The organism is Zunongwangia sp. L-65 (assembly GCF_056859415.1).
This window is the reverse complement of record NZ_JBSXOK010000041.1, coordinates 15,668-33,356: the sequence shown is the minus strand read 5'-3', so window position 1 is coordinate 33,356 and position 17,689 is coordinate 15,668. Positions and strand designations below refer to the sequence as shown.

12 protein-coding genes and 2 pseudogenes are annotated in these 17,689 nt (G+C 38.3%); 11 read left to right on the top strand and 3 right to left on the bottom strand.

Annotation, left to right across the window (positions count from 1 at the left end):
* The first annotated feature begins 5 nt into the window (after positions 1–5).
* The 4 genes from AC13DP_RS04555 to AC13DP_RS04540 all read left to right on the top strand — a co-directional run bounded on the left by AC13DP_RS04555 (position 6) and on the right by AC13DP_RS04540 (position 6,534).
* On the top strand, positions 6–1,589 hold the full coding sequence (locus AC13DP_RS04555; protein WP_483067372.1) for a RagB/SusD family nutrient uptake outer membrane protein: 1,584 nt from the start codon (positions 6–8) through the stop codon (positions 1,587–1,589).
* Positions 1,590–1,605: 16 nt separating this feature from the next.
* Positions 1,606–2,679, top strand: a complete 1,074-nt coding sequence (locus AC13DP_RS04550; protein WP_483067371.1) for a hypothetical protein — start codon at positions 1,606–1,608, stop codon at positions 2,677–2,679.
* Positions 2,680–2,755: 76 nt separating this feature from the next.
* Positions 2,756–5,245, top strand: a complete 2,490-nt coding sequence (locus AC13DP_RS04545) for a glycan-binding surface protein (RefSeq protein ID WP_483067370.1) — start codon at positions 2,756–2,758, stop codon at positions 5,243–5,245.
* Positions 5,246–5,322: 77 nt separating this feature from the next.
* A complete protein-coding gene (locus AC13DP_RS04540) occupies positions 5,323–6,534 on the top strand; it encodes a glycoside hydrolase family 27 protein (protein WP_483067369.1) in 1,212 nt (403 codons plus the stop codon).
* A 348-nt stretch (positions 6,535–6,882) separates the two neighbouring features.
* Here AC13DP_RS04540 and AC13DP_RS04535 read toward each other — a convergent pair.
* Together AC13DP_RS04535 and AC13DP_RS04530 are read right to left on the bottom strand one after the other, a co-directional pair.
* Positions 6,883–7,019: pseudogene (locus tag AC13DP_RS04535) on the bottom strand (IS256 family transposase); the annotation flags it as partial.
* Positions 7,020–7,112: 93 nt separating this feature from the next.
* A complete protein-coding gene (locus tag AC13DP_RS04530) occupies positions 7,113–8,486 on the bottom strand; it encodes an AGE family epimerase/isomerase (protein ID WP_483067368.1) in 1,374 nt (457 codons plus the stop codon).
* 159 nt (positions 8,487–8,645) lie between these two features.
* Here AC13DP_RS04530 and AC13DP_RS04525 point away from each other — a divergent pair, with 159 nt between their 5' ends.
* From AC13DP_RS04525 to AC13DP_RS04495, 7 genes and pseudogenes are all read left to right on the top strand, one after another.
* A complete protein-coding gene (locus AC13DP_RS04525) occupies positions 8,646–11,126 on the top strand; it encodes a glycoside hydrolase family 9 protein (RefSeq protein WP_347406479.1) in 2,481 nt (826 codons plus the stop codon).
* 16 nt (positions 11,127–11,142) lie between these two features.
* Entirely contained in the window at positions 11,143–12,132 is a 990-nt protein-coding gene (locus AC13DP_RS04520; protein ID WP_347406480.1) for a glycosyl hydrolase, read from the top strand.
* A 35-nt stretch (positions 12,133–12,167) separates the two neighbouring features.
* On the top strand, positions 12,168–14,099 hold the full coding sequence (locus AC13DP_RS04515) for a glycoside hydrolase (RefSeq protein WP_347406481.1): 1,932 nt from the start codon (positions 12,168–12,170) through the stop codon (positions 14,097–14,099).
* Positions 14,100–14,132: 33 nt separating this feature from the next.
* Positions 14,133–14,591 (top strand): family 43 glycosylhydrolase, encoded by a 459-nt coding sequence (locus AC13DP_RS04510; protein ID WP_347406482.1) that lies wholly within the window; start codon positions 14,133–14,135, stop codon positions 14,589–14,591.
* On the top strand, positions 14,576–14,836 hold the full coding sequence (locus AC13DP_RS04505; protein WP_347406483.1) for a family 43 glycosylhydrolase: 261 nt from the start codon (positions 14,576–14,578) through the stop codon (positions 14,834–14,836). The genes AC13DP_RS04510 and AC13DP_RS04505 overlap by 16 nt, the downstream gene beginning before the upstream one ends.
* Positions 14,830–14,961: pseudogene (locus AC13DP_RS04500) on the top strand (hypothetical protein); the annotation flags it as partial. The gene AC13DP_RS04505 and the pseudogene AC13DP_RS04500, both read left to right, overlap by 7 nt.
* 3 nt (positions 14,962–14,964) lie before the next feature.
* Positions 14,965–15,705 carry a beta-xylosidase family glycoside hydrolase gene (locus tag AC13DP_RS04495; protein ID WP_483067367.1) on the top strand — a complete coding sequence of 247 codons (741 nt, stop codon included), beginning with the start codon at positions 14,965–14,967 and terminating at the stop codon, positions 15,703–15,705.
* Positions 15,706–16,148: 443 nt separating this feature from the next.
* On the opposite strand, the gene AC13DP_RS04490 is transcribed toward AC13DP_RS04495, so the two are convergent.
* Complete coding sequence (locus AC13DP_RS04490; RefSeq protein ID WP_483067366.1) at positions 16,149–17,681, bottom strand: RagB/SusD family nutrient uptake outer membrane protein; 1,533 nt, start codon at positions 17,679–17,681, stop codon at positions 16,149–16,151.
* Positions 17,682–17,689 lie beyond the last annotated feature (8 nt).

The following is a 17,689-nucleotide window of genomic DNA, read 5'->3' as shown; positions in this document are numbered from 1 at the left end:
TGAAGATGATGAAGAACCTTATAAATAAAAAATTAACTGTACTTTTTTCCGCAATTATATTATTCACCGCTTGTAGTGAAGAATTCCTCGATCGGCCACCAGAAGATTCGTATAGTGCAGATACCTTTTATAATACAGAGGATCAGGTAACAAATTCTACAAATCATTTATATTCCAAACCATGGTTTAATTTTATCACAAATGTAGCCTGGGCCATTGGAGAGTTAAGTTCAGGAAATGGTCGTACCTGGGATGCCAGAAACTCAGATTTTGGCAATTTTGCCATAACAGGAGAACACGGCACCCTTACTCAATCGTGGGAGTCATTATATGCAGTAATTGGACAATCAAATACTCTAATTAATACGTTGCCGGATGCGGTAAGTCAAGATGTTTCGCAGGATGTAGTTAATAATGCACTCGGAGAAGCACGTTTTATACGAGCCACGGCATACTTTTACTTGGTAAGAATCTTTGGTTCCGTTCCTATTATTGCAGACAACAATGAGTACGTCCTGGAGCCGGTAGTACCTCGTAATCCTGTTGAAGATGTATATGAGTTTATAAAAAGGGATTACCAATTCGCCATTGAAAACTTGGATGAAAAAACAAGGGGCGCCAATTATGAAAATAATGCCCGTGTTTCAAGTGGTTCGGCTAAAGCAATGTTAGCCAAAATTTATCTTTATGAAGAAAATTATTCCGAAGCCTATAGGTTAGCAAATGAAGTAATAAACTCTGGCGAATTCAAATTATACGGAGGTGATGCAGAGGATGGTGATCCAACGGGAAGTTATTATGATTTATTCTTAACAGCAAATGATAATAATCCAGAATCAATTTTCGCACTTCAATGGTCTACCTCAGGCCAATATTCAGAAGGAAACGGATTGCAGTCCCTTTTTGCACAGGCAGGAATTACTGGTTTTTCCGATGGTTACTCAGCAATAGGCCCATCAATAGATTTACAGGAAGCTTATGAGAATCAGGAAGAAGACGAACGTTATTATGCAACCATAATGGATCCAGGTTCTTATTATCCTGATCTTAATGGTGGATACACAGTTTCCGAAAATGTAAATCACCAGGGAACTAATGTGGGAATTAAGAAATATGTAGTAGGAAACGCAGAGACTAATGGAGGTGGTGGTATGCAAAGTTATCCTAATAACACCTATATTATGCGTTATGCAGAGCTTTTGCTTATTCACGCTGAGGCAGCATTGATGGGCGGAGGTTCAGTAGCCGAAGGAACAGAATCATTAAATAAAGTAAGAAGAAGAGCTGGCCTCGAAAATATAGAAAACCCTACGATAGAAGATATCTTTCATGAAAGAAGGATTGAGCTAGCTTTTGAATTTGAGTTCTGGTATGATGTAGTTAGAAGGGGACCAGATTTCGCTCTAGATTTCTTAGCTCAAACTGAGCGAGGAACTTTTAATAATGATACTACTCCGCCTACCATAACTTCTGAAATGTTTACTCCAAACATGGAAGATTTAACATTTCCATACCCAAGTAATGAGACTCAAAATAATCCAGCTTTACTTGAGGCACCGGTACCATATGATTTTGATGACGAACAATAATTTTAAAGACTAGATTATGTATATAAGAAATATAAAAATCGGTTCGATTTCTTTCTTGCTATTAATTTTACTTTTAGCTGTTAGCTCTTGTAGTGACGAATTCGATACGCAAGATATTGAGAATAATAATGAGCCCCCAGTAATTACTAGTGTGAGTGAAGCTCGTGAAGATGTTCCAGTTACCCAGGGTGTACTTGAGAACACGTATATTATAAGAGGAGAAAACCTGGCTACATTAACGGCAATTTACTTTAATGGCGAGCGGGCAGGCTTTAACCCCGCACTAACCACAAATGAGTTAACCTTTGTGACAATACCTGAAACCGCACCTTATGTAGGTCAGGATAATATTTTGCGCCTGGAAAACCTTTCGGGAAGCACAGAATATGATTTTTCACTGTTAACCATAACCGATTTCACGGAGAGCACTACGGAGGAGGGTATAAAGACCGTAACACTTTTGGGGGGCGATTTTTCGGAAACTTCCAATGTTATTTTCACATCAGGAACAGAAGAAGCTGGTAACCTTGTAGAAAGAGAAGCCGAAATTCTCTCAGTAACTGAAACCGAAGTTACCGTTGCCGTTCCATCTGGAATTGAACAGGCATTTATTAACATAGAAACTTCAAGGGGGGCTTCCGCACAATCAGATTCTTATGGGTTTAATTATTCAATTTACATAGACGATCTAAATCCAGATTGGGAAATGAGCCAATGGGGAGGTACTTTTGAACTTCAATCCGAAGAACAAGCTCTCGGACAGTATTCTATAAAAAGTGTTAGAGAAGCGTGGGCCGGATTAACATTCCTATCGCCTAGCATAGCCTTTGATGAATACGAATCTATCACAGTTTCCTTGTACGGAACAGGAGACCCCGGAGACTCAGTTAATATTGCAATCAACGATTTTGCAGGACAGGTTACAGTAGAACTAATTCCCGGAGAATGGACTAAATACGTTATTCCGCTTTCGGAATTCTTCCCTAATGGAGGAGCACCTGCGGTAATTAATCGCATAGACTTTCAGGAATCTTCAGGCACTGGTAAAGCTCAGTATATTTTCTATATAGATGACTTTGGCTTCCTGTAGCCTTTAAAAAATGGGCTTTACTGAAATTAAATCTCTGTAAAGCCTATTAATGCTTTTGAATTTAAAACACATAGAAATGATAAAAAAATACTACCTGGTTATTCTAGCTGTTGTTGCAGGGTTGGCTTCCTGCGATAAGGACGATGAGATATACCCGCAACTCGGTGATGATCCAAGAAATTTAAGTGAAATTATAAGTGAGACACAGAACCTCTCAAGCCTTTACGGAGCTTTAGAAAGTTCTGGACTGGACTCCACACTTAGGAGTACGACGACCTACACAGTATTTGCTCCTAATAACAGTGCTTTTGATGAGGTTGATATCTCAGGATTAAGTGAAACCGAATTAGAAAATATTTTACTAAATCATATTTTAAGTACTACTACTGCCGATTTCTCTTCCACTTTATCAACAGGCTATACTGCAACAATGGCTACAGGACCGGAAGAGAACAATCTAAGTTTATTTTTAAATACAGAGGGTGGTATATCCCTTAATGGAACTGCTTCGGTAATAGCAAACTCCTCAGATATAGGGTCTACGAATGGTGTTTTACATCAAATAGATGGTGTTCTTCTACCCCCCACTGTTTATGATCATACCCAGGCGAACCCTAATTTCTCAATGCTTTCGGAAGCAATTGAACTAGCTGGCCTTGATGAAGCTTTATCAACCACAGCTACTGATAATGAACTTTATCCATTTACGGTCTTTGCCCCTACAAATGCAGCTTTTGAAAATTTCATGATGCAGCTTAACGGAGCTTTTGGTTGGGAAAACCTTAGCGATATCCCTGCTGACATCCTGCAGGAGGTTTTAGAACATCATGTGGTTTCAGGAGCTAATACCTTATCAGCGGTAATCGCCGAAACCGAGCAAACAACCCTTCAAGGAGAAATTCTAACAATTAGTGCTGATGCAGTGATATCTGATGCTAGTTACACTAATACCAATTTTACCACGACCGATATCCAGGGAATAAATGGCGTTGTACACGGTGTAGATAAGGTGCTATTGCCAGAAGATGTGTTTCAACAAATTTTAGGAGCTACGCTTAACCTTAAAGAACGTAGTGAAGACAGGGGATATTCTTTCTTTCTAGCTGCCGTTGAAAAAGCTGGTTTAACCAGTATTTTAGAAGATGAAGAACAGGAATTAACAGCTTTTGTTCCAAATAACGATGCGTTTACAGTCTTGTTTGCACAAATTACAAATTTTGAAAGCTTGAATGATTTTGAATCTGAAGAAGAATTGGAAGCGCTTTCAAACCTTTTAATGTACCATTTACGTGAAGGTGCTTTAATGAGCAGCCAGCTTACCGATGGCGGGGAAATAACCACCTTGTTTGAAGAAGAAATTATTACTGCCGACTTAACTGGGGAAAATGCAAGGCTAAGACCCTCTTTTGAAGACGCTATACCCTCCGGAATTGTAAATTCCAACATAGGTGCAACAAATGGCTTAATTCACGAAATAAATAGAGTGCTTATTCCAAATAGCCTTGTTCCTGTTTTAGGAATACCTTCAGACGAAGGAGGAAAGTGCCCTGTTGGAGATGAAGAACTTGTTTTCTTCAACTGGGATGATAAAGGTATTTATTGGGGCAACGTAACCTCTGAAAATGACGCGTCTCTCAGCCCAGATGGAAGTAGCTATGGAAGAGCCAATTTTCAAACCGGTGGAACCGGTTGGCAGGATCTGTTCTGGAGAAATGATGATACTTTTTACGGCGCCGATGTGGTAAGCAATAACCTGGAGGATTATGTATTAAAGTTTGATATTAATGTAATAGAGCCTATTAGTGAAGGAATGTTTAGAATTAGGTTTAATGATTCAGACGGAGTAGATGCATTTTATGATTGGCAGCCTTGGAACGATACCGGGGAACCTTATACCACAGATGGTTGGGAAACTGTTGAAATCCCTCTTTCAGTGTTAGGTGTCCCAGATTTTAGTTTGGTAGATGCCGAATTTGGGATGGCTTTTGAAGGTGCCGATGTTTTACTGAATTTCGCTATAGATAATGTGCGTTTCGATACCCCGGGTTGTGGCGGGCCCGAGCCGGTAGCAAATAGTGAAGCTGTCTTTTTTGACTGGGATGGTAAGGATCCATACTGGGGAAATACAACTGTAGAGAATGATCCATCCATTAGCTTGGACGGAAGCAACTACGGAAGAACTAATTTCCAGACTGGGGGAACCGGCTGGCAAGATCTCTTTTGGAGAAATGATGATACCTTTTATGGGGCAAATATGGTAGGTGCAAATTTAGAGAATTACAACCTTAAGTTTGATATTTATACTTTGGAACCAATAAGTGAGGGAATATTTAGGATAAGGTTTAATGCAACATCAGGAGTTGACGCGTTTTACGATTGGCAGCCATGGAACGATACCGGAGAAGCTTTTGATACCGATGGAAGCTGGACAACAGTAAGCATTCCCGCATCTGTATTAAACCAGCCTGATTTCAGCCTGGTAGATGCTGAATTTGGGATGGCCTTTGAAGGCGCCGATACACTTCTAAATTTTGCCATAGATAATGTGCGCTTTGAAGAACGCTAAACCATACAAATTTAATTAGCCATATTCCCTGGGATCTTTTTTTCAGGGATTTTTTTTAATCAAAAAAATCAATAATAATGATAAGAACAAACACTTATATTTTTTTAGCATTACTTTTAAGTTTAAACAGCATTGCTCAAAAAGCTGAAGACCTGGCAGATACCCCACCAATGGGATGGAATACTTGGAATACCTTTGCCTGCGACATTAATGAAAACCTCATAAAAGAAACAGCCGATGCCATGGTGGCAAGCGGAATGAAAGATGCCGGGTACGAATATGTAATTATTGACGATTGCTGGCATGGAGAAAGGGATGAAAAAGGCTTTATTCAAGTGGATCCTGAACGCTTTCCCTCGGGAATGAAAGCACTAGCTGATTATGTTCACTCTAAAGGACTAAAATTAGGTATATATTCTGATGCCGGAACAGAAACCTGTGCGGGGGAACCAGGAAGTCGCGGTTACGAATACCAGGATGCCATTACTTATGCTGAATGGGGAATAGACTATTTAAAATATGACTGGTGTAATACTGAAAATATTAACCCAATTGGCGCCTATAGTACCATGAGGGATGCTTTATATTCTGCAGGAAGACCAATTCTTTTTGCGATGTGCGAGTGGGGCGATAATCAGCCCTGGGAATGGGCAGAAGATGTTGCACATACATGGAGAACAACTGGAGATATCTACAATTGCTGGGATTGTGAAGAAGATCATGGAGACTGGTCATCCTGGGGAGTCCTAAAAATTCTAGATATGCAGGAGGGACTGAGAAAATATGCCGGCCCCGGGCATTGGAATGATCCAGATATGATGGAGGTTGGTAATGGGATGACCACTAGTGAAGACCGTGCGCATTTCACTATGTGGAGCATGCTTGCAGCTCCTTTAATTGCAGGAAATGATTTGCGCGAAATGTCTCCTGAAACAGTAGATATTCTGACCAATGAAAAAATGATTGCTATCAACCAGGACTCTCTTGGAGTGCAGGCATTCAAATACAATACTGAAGATGGTCTGGAAACCTGGTTCAAGCCACTCTCCAACGGGGAATGGGCAGTAACTTTCCTGAATCGTGCTGATGAAGAAAAGAACGTTGAATTTGACTGGGAAAAACACAAAATTGAAGACCCTGATTTTGATTATGCTGTAGATTTCAACGAAACAACTTTTAAAGTTGAAGATATCTGGAGAGATAAAAATCTGAAGGATACAGACAAAAAATTAAAAGCACGAATTTCCGCACACGATGTTCTCACTTTTAGGCTTAGCCCAAAGGAATAGAATAAATATTATCAGTAAACTAGTTCGTAGCAAGTTCACGAAGCATTAAGATTGGAAAATATAATTTAATTCTATCTAAAGGCAAGCCTCGGAGCACTTTATCTCGATTATCGAGTAAAAAAGAAGGGCACTTTCCCGTAAAGTATGTAAAATTAAAATAACAGGGGTTAGACTTTTTTAAAGTCTGACCCTTTTTTCATAGAACCTAAGGAACTGATTTAAGATTATACCCCAACTCCTGATAGGGTTTGACCGAATTATAGTGGCTTCCTTTAGGCACGTAACTTTTTTAATCAAAACAATAGAGGCTATTGGAAGTATTGGACTTATGGCTAATATCTTAGAGTCTAAATAACCATCGAATTCCGCTTCACACATTTTCTGTATGCCACGCTTCTGCAATTGTTTTAAAAAACCATGGCGCTCATCACCACTTTTTTGAACTACTTCATAAATTCAACACTGAATAAATCTTCTTTATTCAAACTGTGTAACATTTAAAATTATACAAAAAATAACAGGGACGGCGCCCCCTGTTATTTTTCTATTTACACAGCTTATGAGATAGTCTAGGTAATTTATCTCATTTCCCTCAACCTATCCGCCACGTGACTTAAAGCTCTGTAATTATGGTACGTTGCTTTCCAAATATGACCTTTTAAAGCCATTTTGGCATCTGGGGTTTTATCTATTCCCCATTCATACCAGCCTCCTTGCTCCTGGTCTATCATATATGTTTTAGTATAGCTCCACAATTCGTTAAAATATTTGCGATAATTAGTCTCGTCTTCAGGAAATTTTTCAGCCATAATCAATAAAGTGTTTAAGCCTTCTGCCTGTGCCCACCAATTCTTTTTATCATTCACAGTAGTAATTTCATCTTCTCCTTCAAAATAATAACCGCCATCATAAAAGCCACCTACTTCTTTATCCCAACCGGTTTCTAAACTATGATCAACCATTTTTTTCGCGGTTTGCAAGGTAAGGCTATCATTTTTCAGTCCTAAAGCTTCAGAAGCATCTAACATTAAAAAAGCAGTTTCCACATCGTGACCCGGAGAAATGTGATCTAAATAGTAATGCTTCTTAATTTCTTCTTTAGAGTTTTCTTTAAAGGATACTGGAGTCCAGTCCCGCTCAAAAAATAGGTTCATGTAATCATCGTCATTCACGATAGTATCCCGAATGATCAAAAGTAATTCTTCTAAACGCTCACCCACAAGATCATTAGGCCACACCCTGTACAATTCAGTAAATGCTTCCAATAAATGAATGGAACTGTTCTGATCTTTATACCCAATATCTGATGTCGAAGCCATTTCGGCAGTTCTTATAACTGGTGTACCATTCATTTCTAAATGCTGAAAATACCCTTTGAATTTCTTATCATGACTATGTTCTTCAAGCCACCTAAAGGTTTTCTTCGCTAAATCAAGTGCTTCTTCATTTCCAGAAGCGTCATAGTATGCTGCCAGACCGTAAATGGCAAAGGAATTTCCGTAGGCGGTTTTAGCTTCTCCTTTTTTAATAATAGGCTCTCCGCTTTTATTCACTAGGTTATGAAACCCGCCATTTTCTTCATCCCACATTATATCTCTCATAAACTCAAACCCATGGGCCGCATTCTTTAGATAAGAAGAATCTTCTTGATTTCGTTTTGAAGCTTTAGCGTTTGTCCAAATATGGCGCGCCTGAGTAACAACCATTTTATTATGCTCTTCACCTAGTTTAAAATCGTGCGTTACCTGACTGTAATACCCCCCGTCTTCTTTATCTATTACCAATGGATACCATTTTTTTAATAAATCTTTATCTGCAGCAGTTTCAAATTCAGCAATTAACGCCTGGTTTGAATTTTCTGTTTCTACTTCATTATTATCTTTTTTCGACTTATTTGAATTGCAGGCATACAAAAGACTAAAACAACTCACTAATAGGATAATTTTTTTCATTGTTAACTTTTAATATCGTTAAATTTCATTTTTGATAATTTAAAGATAAAAGAAAACCATTGCCTTATACACTTTTGAAAAATTCATATAATGAATTGATAAAATAGTATAAATCCTTATTAACCTATCTCCATAGTTTTATAGCTAAATCTTATAAGAATGAAATTAAAAATATACACCTTTATAATGTGCTGCTTTTTAACGAAAGTTGGTATTGCACAAAACCAGGGCGAAAGTTTAAGGATTAACGATGAGGAATACCTTGAAATGCGCGGATTAAATGTGATGCTTGCGCACGATTTTTATCCTGAAAGCCATCAGGGCGGGGTTGGAATTATTCAAAATGGAATTAGAGTCGCCACCAACGGAGATTTACGTCTGGAACCCACTCCCGGGCAATGGCAACCGGTACCAAAAGTTGGAGAACGGGTCGTGGACAGAGAAAAAAATATAATTAGCGTAAAAATGGCTTATCCCGATGAAGCCAAAAATCGAAAAGGATTTAATCCTATTGAATATCCCGACCTGGAGTTTTCTTATAATCTAAAAATTATCCCTCAGGGAAAATCCTTTAAGATTGTAGTCGATCTTGATGAAGCTTTGCCCCAAGAATGGATCGGCAAAGTAGGTATGAATATCGAATTCTTCCCCGGCTACCTTTTCGGAAAATCCTATTATATGGATAATGAATTTGGTCTTTTTAACCGGCAGGCAAATGGCCCGGGATCTTATGATGAAGACGATGAATACCAAATAAAGCCTATGGCTGCGGGAAAAGAATTGGTGATTGCCCCCGGGACGCCCAGGCAAACTTTAAAAATTGAAAACTTAAAAGAAAATAATTTAGAGTTAATAGATGGCCGTGCACAGCATAGTAATGGCTGGTTTGTGGTTAGGTCACTTGTGCCTTCAGGAGCCACCAAAAATGCTATTGAATGGCTTATTACACCAAACACCCTGGAAGATTATACATACGATCCCGTAGTTCAAATTTCCCAGGTTGGTTATCACCCCGCTCAGGAAAAAATTGCCGTGATAGAAACCGATAAAAATGATACTAACCTGAAAGAGGCGAAATTATTACGGATAAATAATGAAGGTGGTTTTACCGAAGTTCTTTCAGAAAATCCTTCAAATTGGGGGGAATTTCTCAGGTATAAATATTATCAGCTGGATTTTACCAAAATCGAAGAACCCGGAATGTATGTTGTAAAATACGGCGATTATACTACAGAAGCTTTTCAAATTAGCAAAGATGTTTATAAACGTGAGGTTTGGCAACCCACTTTAGAATATTTCTTACCGGTGCAAATGTGCCATATGTTGGTAAACGATAGATATAAAATATGGCATGGCCGTTGTCATTTAGACGATGCGAGAATGGCGCCGGTAGATACCAATCATTTTGATGGTTACCTGCAAGGCCCTGGAACCCTTACCAATTTTCAACCTGGCGAACACGTACCGGGGCTAGATGCCGGTGGTTGGCACGATGCCGGAGATTACGATCTTAGAATAGAATCCCAGGCTTCTACCATCCACGGACTTTCGCATATTTATGAGATTTTTCAGGAAGATTATGATAATACCACCATAAACCAGGAAACAAAAACCGTAGATATTTTGCAACCCGATGGAAAGCCAGATTTTCTTCAGCAAATAGAACACGGCACCATACATATTGTAAATGGCTATAAATCTTTGGGTCGGTTTTATCGTGGGGTGATTGTGCCTACTTTAGACCAATATGTTTTGTTGGGCGACCCGGTAAACCATTCTGATGGCGAGATTTATAAAGAAACCAGTACTTCAAAAGAAATTCCGTTAGGCCGGGAAGGCGCGCCAGATGATCGCTGGGTGTTTACCGAAGAAAATCCGCGTAGGGAATTACAAAGTGCAGCGGCCCTGGCTGCCACTTACAGGTCTCTAAAAGATTTTAATCCTGAACTTGCTGAAGATGCCCTGGAAATTGCTAAAAAAACCTGGGAAACTACCTCTACAGATAATCCCGTGCACAAACTCAGCTTAAGTGTAGAACTTTTTAGAAGTACTTCTAACGCGAAATATGAAGATTTCATAAAAGAAAATGCTAAAATTTTTGCTGACAATATTGCGCAAACCGGCTGGGTTCTCGCACCCGTTTTTGATGAGATTCAAGATGAAAATTTCAGAAATAAAATAAAAGCTTCTGTAGAAGATTATTACCAGGAAGTAGAAAAATTAGGAGCGCAAACTCCCTACGGAATGCCTTATGAACCCGATATTTGGGGTGCAGGATGGGGAATTCAGAATTTTGGGATGAAACAGTATTTTTTACATACCGCTTTTCCTGAAATCTTTCCGAAGAAATATATGCTAAACGCACTCAATTTTGTTTTAGGGACGCATCCCGGTGTAAATACGTCTTCTTTCGCATCAGGGGTTGGTTCTCGCTCCTTAACCCAGGCTTATGGAATGAACCGGGGCGATTTCTCTTTTACTCCTGGCGGAATTGGCTCGGGAACAGCATTAATTCGTCCCGATTTTCCGGAATTGCTGGAATGGCCTTTTTTATGGCAACAAACCGAATATGTTTTGGGAGGAGGTACTACAGATTACCTATTCTTAGTACTGGCGGCAGACAAGCTATTGAATAAATAAACTAAAAATAAATTACATGAAATTCGCTGTTACGCTTATCAGTCTTATCTTTTTTAGCAATGTATTTAGCCAAAAAGCACCGGTGAACAAAAATGCCACCCAGGAAGCTAAGGAATTATTGCATTATATATATTCTTTAGACGATAATATACTATCCGGACAGCACAGCTATAATGAGGAACCTGATAAGTTTTATAATCAAGTTGAAGCCATTACCGGAAAATTCCCTGCGGTTTGGGGAACTGATTTTTACTGGAATGGAGAAAACGATCCAGGAGAAAGGATTGTAGAGGCGGCTATCAAAAAACACCGGGAAGGAGCTATAATAACACTAATGTGGCATGTAGGAAGACCTCAGGATACTCCTCCATATGGCTGGGCTAATAGTGTACAAAACGAGATTAGCGATGCCGATTGGGAAGAGTTAGTAACTCCAGGCACTACACTTCACGAAAAGTGGTTGGATCAAATTGATAATGTTGCAGACCATCTAAAGAAACTTAAGGAAGCTAATGTTCCGGTTTTGTGGAGACCATACCATGAAATGAATGGTGTATGGTTTTGGTGGGGAAATAAAAGAGGTCCCGAAGGTTATCAAAAATTATGGAAACTAATGTACGAACGTTATACGAATCACCACAACCTAAATAATCTTATCTGGGTGTGGAATGCTAATGGTCCAAGGGATATACCACAAGACGAGGCTTTTGAATATCAGGAATTTTATCCTGGTCATGAATATGTTGACATCCTTGCCACTGATATTTATCACTTTGATTATGAGCAAAAAGATTATAAAGAGCTTTTAAAACTTTCAGACGGGAAGCCAATTGCTCTTGGCGAAGTGGGTCAATTACCAAAACCAAATATACTGGAAGCTCAACCGCAATGGAGTTGGTTTATGGTATGGTCAAATTGGTTACAGACCGCAAACTCAGAAGAAAACGTAAAAGCTATTTATAATTTCGAAAAGACTATTTCAAGAGAAACAGATAAAAGGAAATAAAATCAAACAGCAATTCAAAAAACTCAAATGAAAAAATGAAAAATCTATTTACCATCTTATTTATATTAATTGGGGCGCCTTCTATTCTTGCACAGGCCGAATTTACAACCTGGGGAAATATGACAGGCATCAGGGTCGACAATCAATTAATGGAATTTAATTCCAGCCTTGTATTAATGAAATCTAATTGGGATAATGCTTGGATTACCAGAAAAGAAGGCCAAGATATAGATTTTAAAAGGAATCAGGGTATCAAAACATTCAGCTATCAAATGGATAGCATCAACTGGAAACAAACAATTAGCGATGTTAAAGAAGGAAAAGCTAATATAAAAGTTGAGTTCAGTTCTCCCGATTCTCTATATCTCAATGGGGCGTTTTTTCGAATAGAATTGCCTGAAGAGTTTGGAAAGGAAACTCAATTTGACTTTAGAACTCCATCATCACTTTCAAGTAATGATCTTTCTGGAAATTTGGATGGTTTATATAATGCACCAACCGAAGGTTTAGTGGTAAGTGTTCCTTCAAGAGAATTTGTAATTGATTTTAAACATCAAACTAAGGTTATAATCAGAAAAAATTCAGAAGGTTTTTATCAGTTAAATTTTGAGATTGCCTCGGGTGAAATTTCGCCAAAGAAAAACTACAGCAATACCTTTAGCATTAAAGCTACTGGAGAAATTGATAATTCAATTGTAGAACTGAAAGTTTTCCCTCAACAGGAAGGGAAGAAATTCGATGGAATTGGTGGTAATTTCAGGTTGCAAAACCCTGAGACAGATCCTCAGGTAATCGACTATAGCCTGAAAAATCTTAGAGTTGCCTGGTCACGAGTTGAAATGCCCTGGAGAGAATGGCATCCTGATGCAAGTAAAGATCCTATTGAAGAAGCCAGAAAAGGTAACCTTGATCCAAAGGTAGAAGCTGCTATGGAAATGGCGCAACGCCTGGATAAAAAAGGAATCCCAGTAATTCTCGCTGCCTGGTTTGCTCCCCGTTGGGCAATAATCGGAGAACCTTCAAGCGGATTAGATATGAATGGAAATCGGGGTAATTTGCTCAACCTTCAAAAAAAGGAGAAAATTTATAATTCTCTTACATCCTATATTAAATATCTTAAGCAAGAATATGGTGTAGAAACGGTTATGTTCTCTTTTAATGAAGCCGATTTAGGCATTGATGTTCGCCAAACAGAGGAAGATCACAATGAAATGATTAAAGAATTGGGAGCCTATTTTCGGGAAAATGGACTGAAAACTGAATTTTTACTGGGAGACACTGCTGATGCCAATGGCTGGGATTTTACAACCACGGCTTCTACCGATCCTCAAAGCCGACCTTATATTGGTGGGGTTTCATTTCATTCCTGGCGTGGATGGACGGATGAGAACCTTCTAAAATGGTATGATATTTCAAACCGTGTAGATAAGCCACTCTTTATTGGGGAAGGGAGCATAGATGCTGGAGCATGGCGTTATCCTCAAATTTTGGAAGAACCTACCTATGCTTTAGATGAAATTGATGTCTATTTAAAGATATTAAACAAAGCCCAACCTTTAACAATACTACAATGGCAGCTTACCGCCGATTATTCACCGATGTCGGGCGGTGGTATTTTCGGGAATACTGAAGAAGAATTACATCCAACTCAAAGATTTTTTAATCTTCAGCAATTAGGTAATACGCCAAAAGGCCTTTACGCACTTCCCATCACCACTAGCAATGATGCTATAACTGCTGCTGCATACGGTGATAAGGAAAAAGGCGTTTATGCTATTCACCTGGTAAATAAAGGTGCTACCCGAAAAGTAACAATAACAGGTTTACCTAAAGAAGTGAGCAAAATGAAGGTGTTCCTTACTAACAAAGAAAAATCAAACGAACTAACGGACACATTATCGGTGCGAAATGGTTCGATTACATTGCAATTACAGGGAGCAGGATTTACAAGTTTGGTTACTGAGTAATTATATCTAAAAGTTTAAAGATTTCACATACCGATGAGCAGACTACTTCCTTTTCTTCTTTGCTTCTTTTTTGCGATAGCCCTTTGCAACGCACAGGACTTTAAAAATCCCATTATTGAGAGGTTTCATCCAGATCCCAGTGTTTGTAAAGGTGATGATTTTTATTTGGTAAATAGTAGTTTCGCCTATTTTCCAGGGGTACCAATTTTTCATAGCAAAGATTTAGTAAACTGGGAGCAAATAGGTCATTGTTTAATAAGGGAATCACAGCTTAATTTACAAAATGCAGGTATCTCAGAAGGTATATATGCTCCAACCATCCGTTACCACAAGGATTTCTTCTATATGGTTTCTACAAATGTTTCCCATAAAGGTAATTTTTTAGTTTATACTGAAGACCCAAAAGGTGAATGGTCAGAACCAATATGGCTAGAACAAAAGGGAATAGACCCATCCCTGTTTTTCGAGGATGGAAAATGTTATTTTACCTAAACCCAGATAATCAAATATACCTCTCTGAAATAAATCCTAAAACAATTGAGCAACTTTCAGAACCTGTACCAATTTGGAGTGGTACCGGAGGAAGATATCCCGAAGCCCCTCATATCTATAAAAAAGATGATTGGTATTACCTTTTATTATCGGAAGGAGGTACAGAGTATGGACATACCGTAACCATAGCCCGCAGCAGAAATATTGAAGGACCATATGAATCTAATCCTAAAATCCAATCTTAACCCATATCGGTGTAGAAACCCAAACAAGTCCAATTCAGGGCACCGGACACGGAGATTTTGTTCAGGTAGAGGACGGAAGCTGGTGGGTAGTTTTTTTGGGATTCAGACCTAAATCAGGGAACCACCATATGCTAGGTAGGGAAACTTTTTTAGCTCCGGCATCTTGGAATAATGACAACTGGCCGGTAATTAATAAAAGCGGAACAGTTAGCCTTGATATGGACGTTCCAACTTTAGCATTACAACCATTTGAAGATTCAAAGGAGCCAGTAGATTTCACTAAAAAAGAACTCGGGCATAAATGGAATTACATTAGAAACCCTATTATGAATAATTATAGTATCAACGATAAGGAAGGATCTATAAACCTAAAAGTATCTCCCGTTTCTTTAAACGATAACGGCTCACCAACTTTAATTGCACGACGCCAGGAACACATTAATTTCAATTCTATTGTAAAGTTGAATCTATTAGATGCAAGTGAAAAAGATGAAGCAGGAGTAACAGTTTTTATGGATCATCAATCACACTACGACCCTTTTCTGAGACAAAAAAATAATTCTAAACAACAGTTAGTGCTACGCTATATTTTGGGAGAATTAACCCATGAGAAATTTATAACTGAGCTTTCTAACGAAGAAGTTGTTTACCTCAATATTGAAGGTAGTAATGATTATTATGATTTTTCGTATTCTCTTGATGGAGAAAACTATAATTTCATTGAAAAAATGGATGTAAGATACTTAAGTTCTGAAACTGCAGGAGGATTTACAGGTATAATGCTAGGGATGTTTGCAGTCTCTGATGAGCATAAATCTAAAGGATTTGGGAAATTTTATGAATTTGATTATTCATCTTCCAAAGAGTAAATCAAAAAAATACTGAATATGACCTATTGTCTCTATAATTAAACTAATGCTCCATTTTGATTCTACAATTTTTATAATCATAAGAATAAATCAGTAATTACTACTGATTTCTCAAGTTAAATATTACTTTTCCTAATGCTTCCGAAAAGTAATAAAGCCGAACACGGCTATGAAACCTAGCAAAAAAACCAGTTCTCCTCTCCCCTCTTTTCTGTTTTTAAACAATGGGTAAGAACGAGGTTGAAATGCAATGTATTTATTCATTTTCTATTCTTAGCATCAGTACCTTCTATGGTCAACCTGAAATGGACCCCGTAGCTATTTGGTTCTAATTATTAATCTAAGACTAGTACCTTAAGGTTAACGTCACTTTATGATCCTATGCATAAAAAAGGCTCCATTTTAGCTGGAGCCTTTACCCTGAATTTAACTTAATGGTTTAATTAATATCCTGGGTTTTGAGATAAATTTGGATTTATGTCAATTTGTTGTTGCGGAATGGGCATTAAATCCTTTCCCTCTGGAATGGCAATATCAAAACGATCTTGAATATACTCAATATGGTCACCAGAGCGTCTTAGAACCCACCAGAGTGAAAATTCACCGGCTAATTCGTGCCTATACTCTTCAAGTATTGAATTCATAAGTTCACCTTGGGGTGGTTGTTCCAATCCAGCTCGGTTTCGAACTCTCATTAAATATTCCATAGATTTTGAATCGTTGCCTATTTTATGGTAAGACTCAGCAAGGCTTAAAAGCACTTCCCCATATCTCAAAAATATTAAGTTTTGACCTCCAAAAATATTAGGTCCTGACCAACCGTCTACAATAGGGTTTCTCCATAATTTGACTGCATAATACCCTTCTCTCCCCGGAAGGCCGTCAATACCCGTCCAAGGATCTTCTTCTGTACCTAAGGTATTAATACCTCCAAAATTTTGCTGTACATTTTCATACATAGCAATATCTATAATGGGATCTGGATGTTCCTCCCCAGGTCCAATGAGAGTAGCAGGCCTTCTTTCGTCCCCATCTTCAAAGGAATTGTATAAAGCTTCAGTTGGAACTGCGTATCCCCCACCATTTCCAATTTCATTAGGCATCGTAAAAGATTGAATAAACGTTTTATTATCGTCACGTCCCCAACCTAGATCACCAGATTCGTCATATAGCTGAACTTCAAAAATTGATTCGTTATTATTTTGATTATCATTTGCATGAATAGCAAGAAAGTCGTCCTCAAGCGTATAATGTCCTTCTAACATTTCAAAAGCTTCAATTGCATTCTGATATTCTCCAAGCCACATATATGCACTACCCATATAGGCATAAGCCGCTCCCTTAGTAATCCGCCCAGTTTCCGATTCGGGATATTCCCAGGGTAAATATTCTGCTGCCATCTCCATATCCTCAATCACCTGACGAAAAACTTCCTCCTGTGTATTTCTGGGAGCTTCAGGGTCCTCTATCCGTTCAGCTGTTTGAGTTACAATTGGTACACCTCCAAAATTAGACGCCATAATAGAATATAGCACACCTCTTAAAGCTCTTGATTCTGAAATTAATCTATTACCGTATTCAGCTTCAATATCTCCTTCCTCAACCATTAAATTTATATTGTAAATTGCATTGTTTGCTCTACCTATACCAATATAATTTTGAGTCCACATATTATTAAATGGCACGAAGGTTACGGGAATTTGAAAGGTTTGAAAAAATGCATCAGAGCCTATATTCTTAAAATCCTGAGTTAAGAAATTAGCCGGATAAAATACCGCCTTTGTTAAATATTCTACTGGCCCACCTTGAAAGGTATCATAAACACTTGTGACGACCGCTGATGCGGTTTCAGGATCATTAAATACTATTTCATCAGTTACTCCGTCATATTGCTGATCAATTAAATAATCATCAGAACAACCTAATATTGTTAGAAAAAGACAAATACTGGTTATTTTTAGCTTTTTTAAATTCATACTTTTAA

Coding starts and splice junctions, on each gene's coding strand:
- AC13DP_RS04555 (WP_483067372.1), top strand. CDS start 6: ATGATGAAGAACCTTATAAATAAAAAATTAACTGTACTTTTTTCCGCA.
- AC13DP_RS04550 (WP_483067371.1), top strand. CDS start 1,606: ATGTATATAAGAAATATAAAAATCGGTTCGATTTCTTTCTTGCTATTA.
- AC13DP_RS04545 (WP_483067370.1), top strand. CDS start 2,756: ATGATAAAAAAATACTACCTGGTTATTCTAGCTGTTGTTGCAGGGTTG.
- AC13DP_RS04540 (WP_483067369.1), top strand. CDS start 5,323: ATGATAAGAACAAACACTTATATTTTTTTAGCATTACTTTTAAGTTTA.
- AC13DP_RS04530 (WP_483067368.1), bottom strand. CDS start 8,486: ATGAAAAAAATTATCCTATTAGTGAGTTGTTTTAGTCTTTTGTATGCC.
- AC13DP_RS04525 (WP_347406479.1), top strand. CDS start 8,646: ATGAAATTAAAAATATACACCTTTATAATGTGCTGCTTTTTAACGAAA.
- AC13DP_RS04520 (WP_347406480.1), top strand. CDS start 11,143: ATGAAATTCGCTGTTACGCTTATCAGTCTTATCTTTTTTAGCAATGTA.
- AC13DP_RS04515 (WP_347406481.1), top strand. CDS start 12,168: ATGAAAAATCTATTTACCATCTTATTTATATTAATTGGGGCGCCTTCT.
- AC13DP_RS04510 (WP_347406482.1), top strand. CDS start 14,133: ATGAGCAGACTACTTCCTTTTCTTCTTTGCTTCTTTTTTGCGATAGCC.
- AC13DP_RS04505 (WP_347406483.1), top strand. CDS start 14,576: ATGTTATTTTACCTAAACCCAGATAATCAAATATACCTCTCTGAAATA.
- AC13DP_RS04495 (WP_483067367.1), top strand. CDS start 14,965: ATGCTAGGTAGGGAAACTTTTTTAGCTCCGGCATCTTGGAATAATGAC.
- AC13DP_RS04490 (WP_483067366.1), bottom strand. CDS start 17,681: ATGAATTTAAAAAAGCTAAAAATAACCAGTATTTGTCTTTTTCTAACA.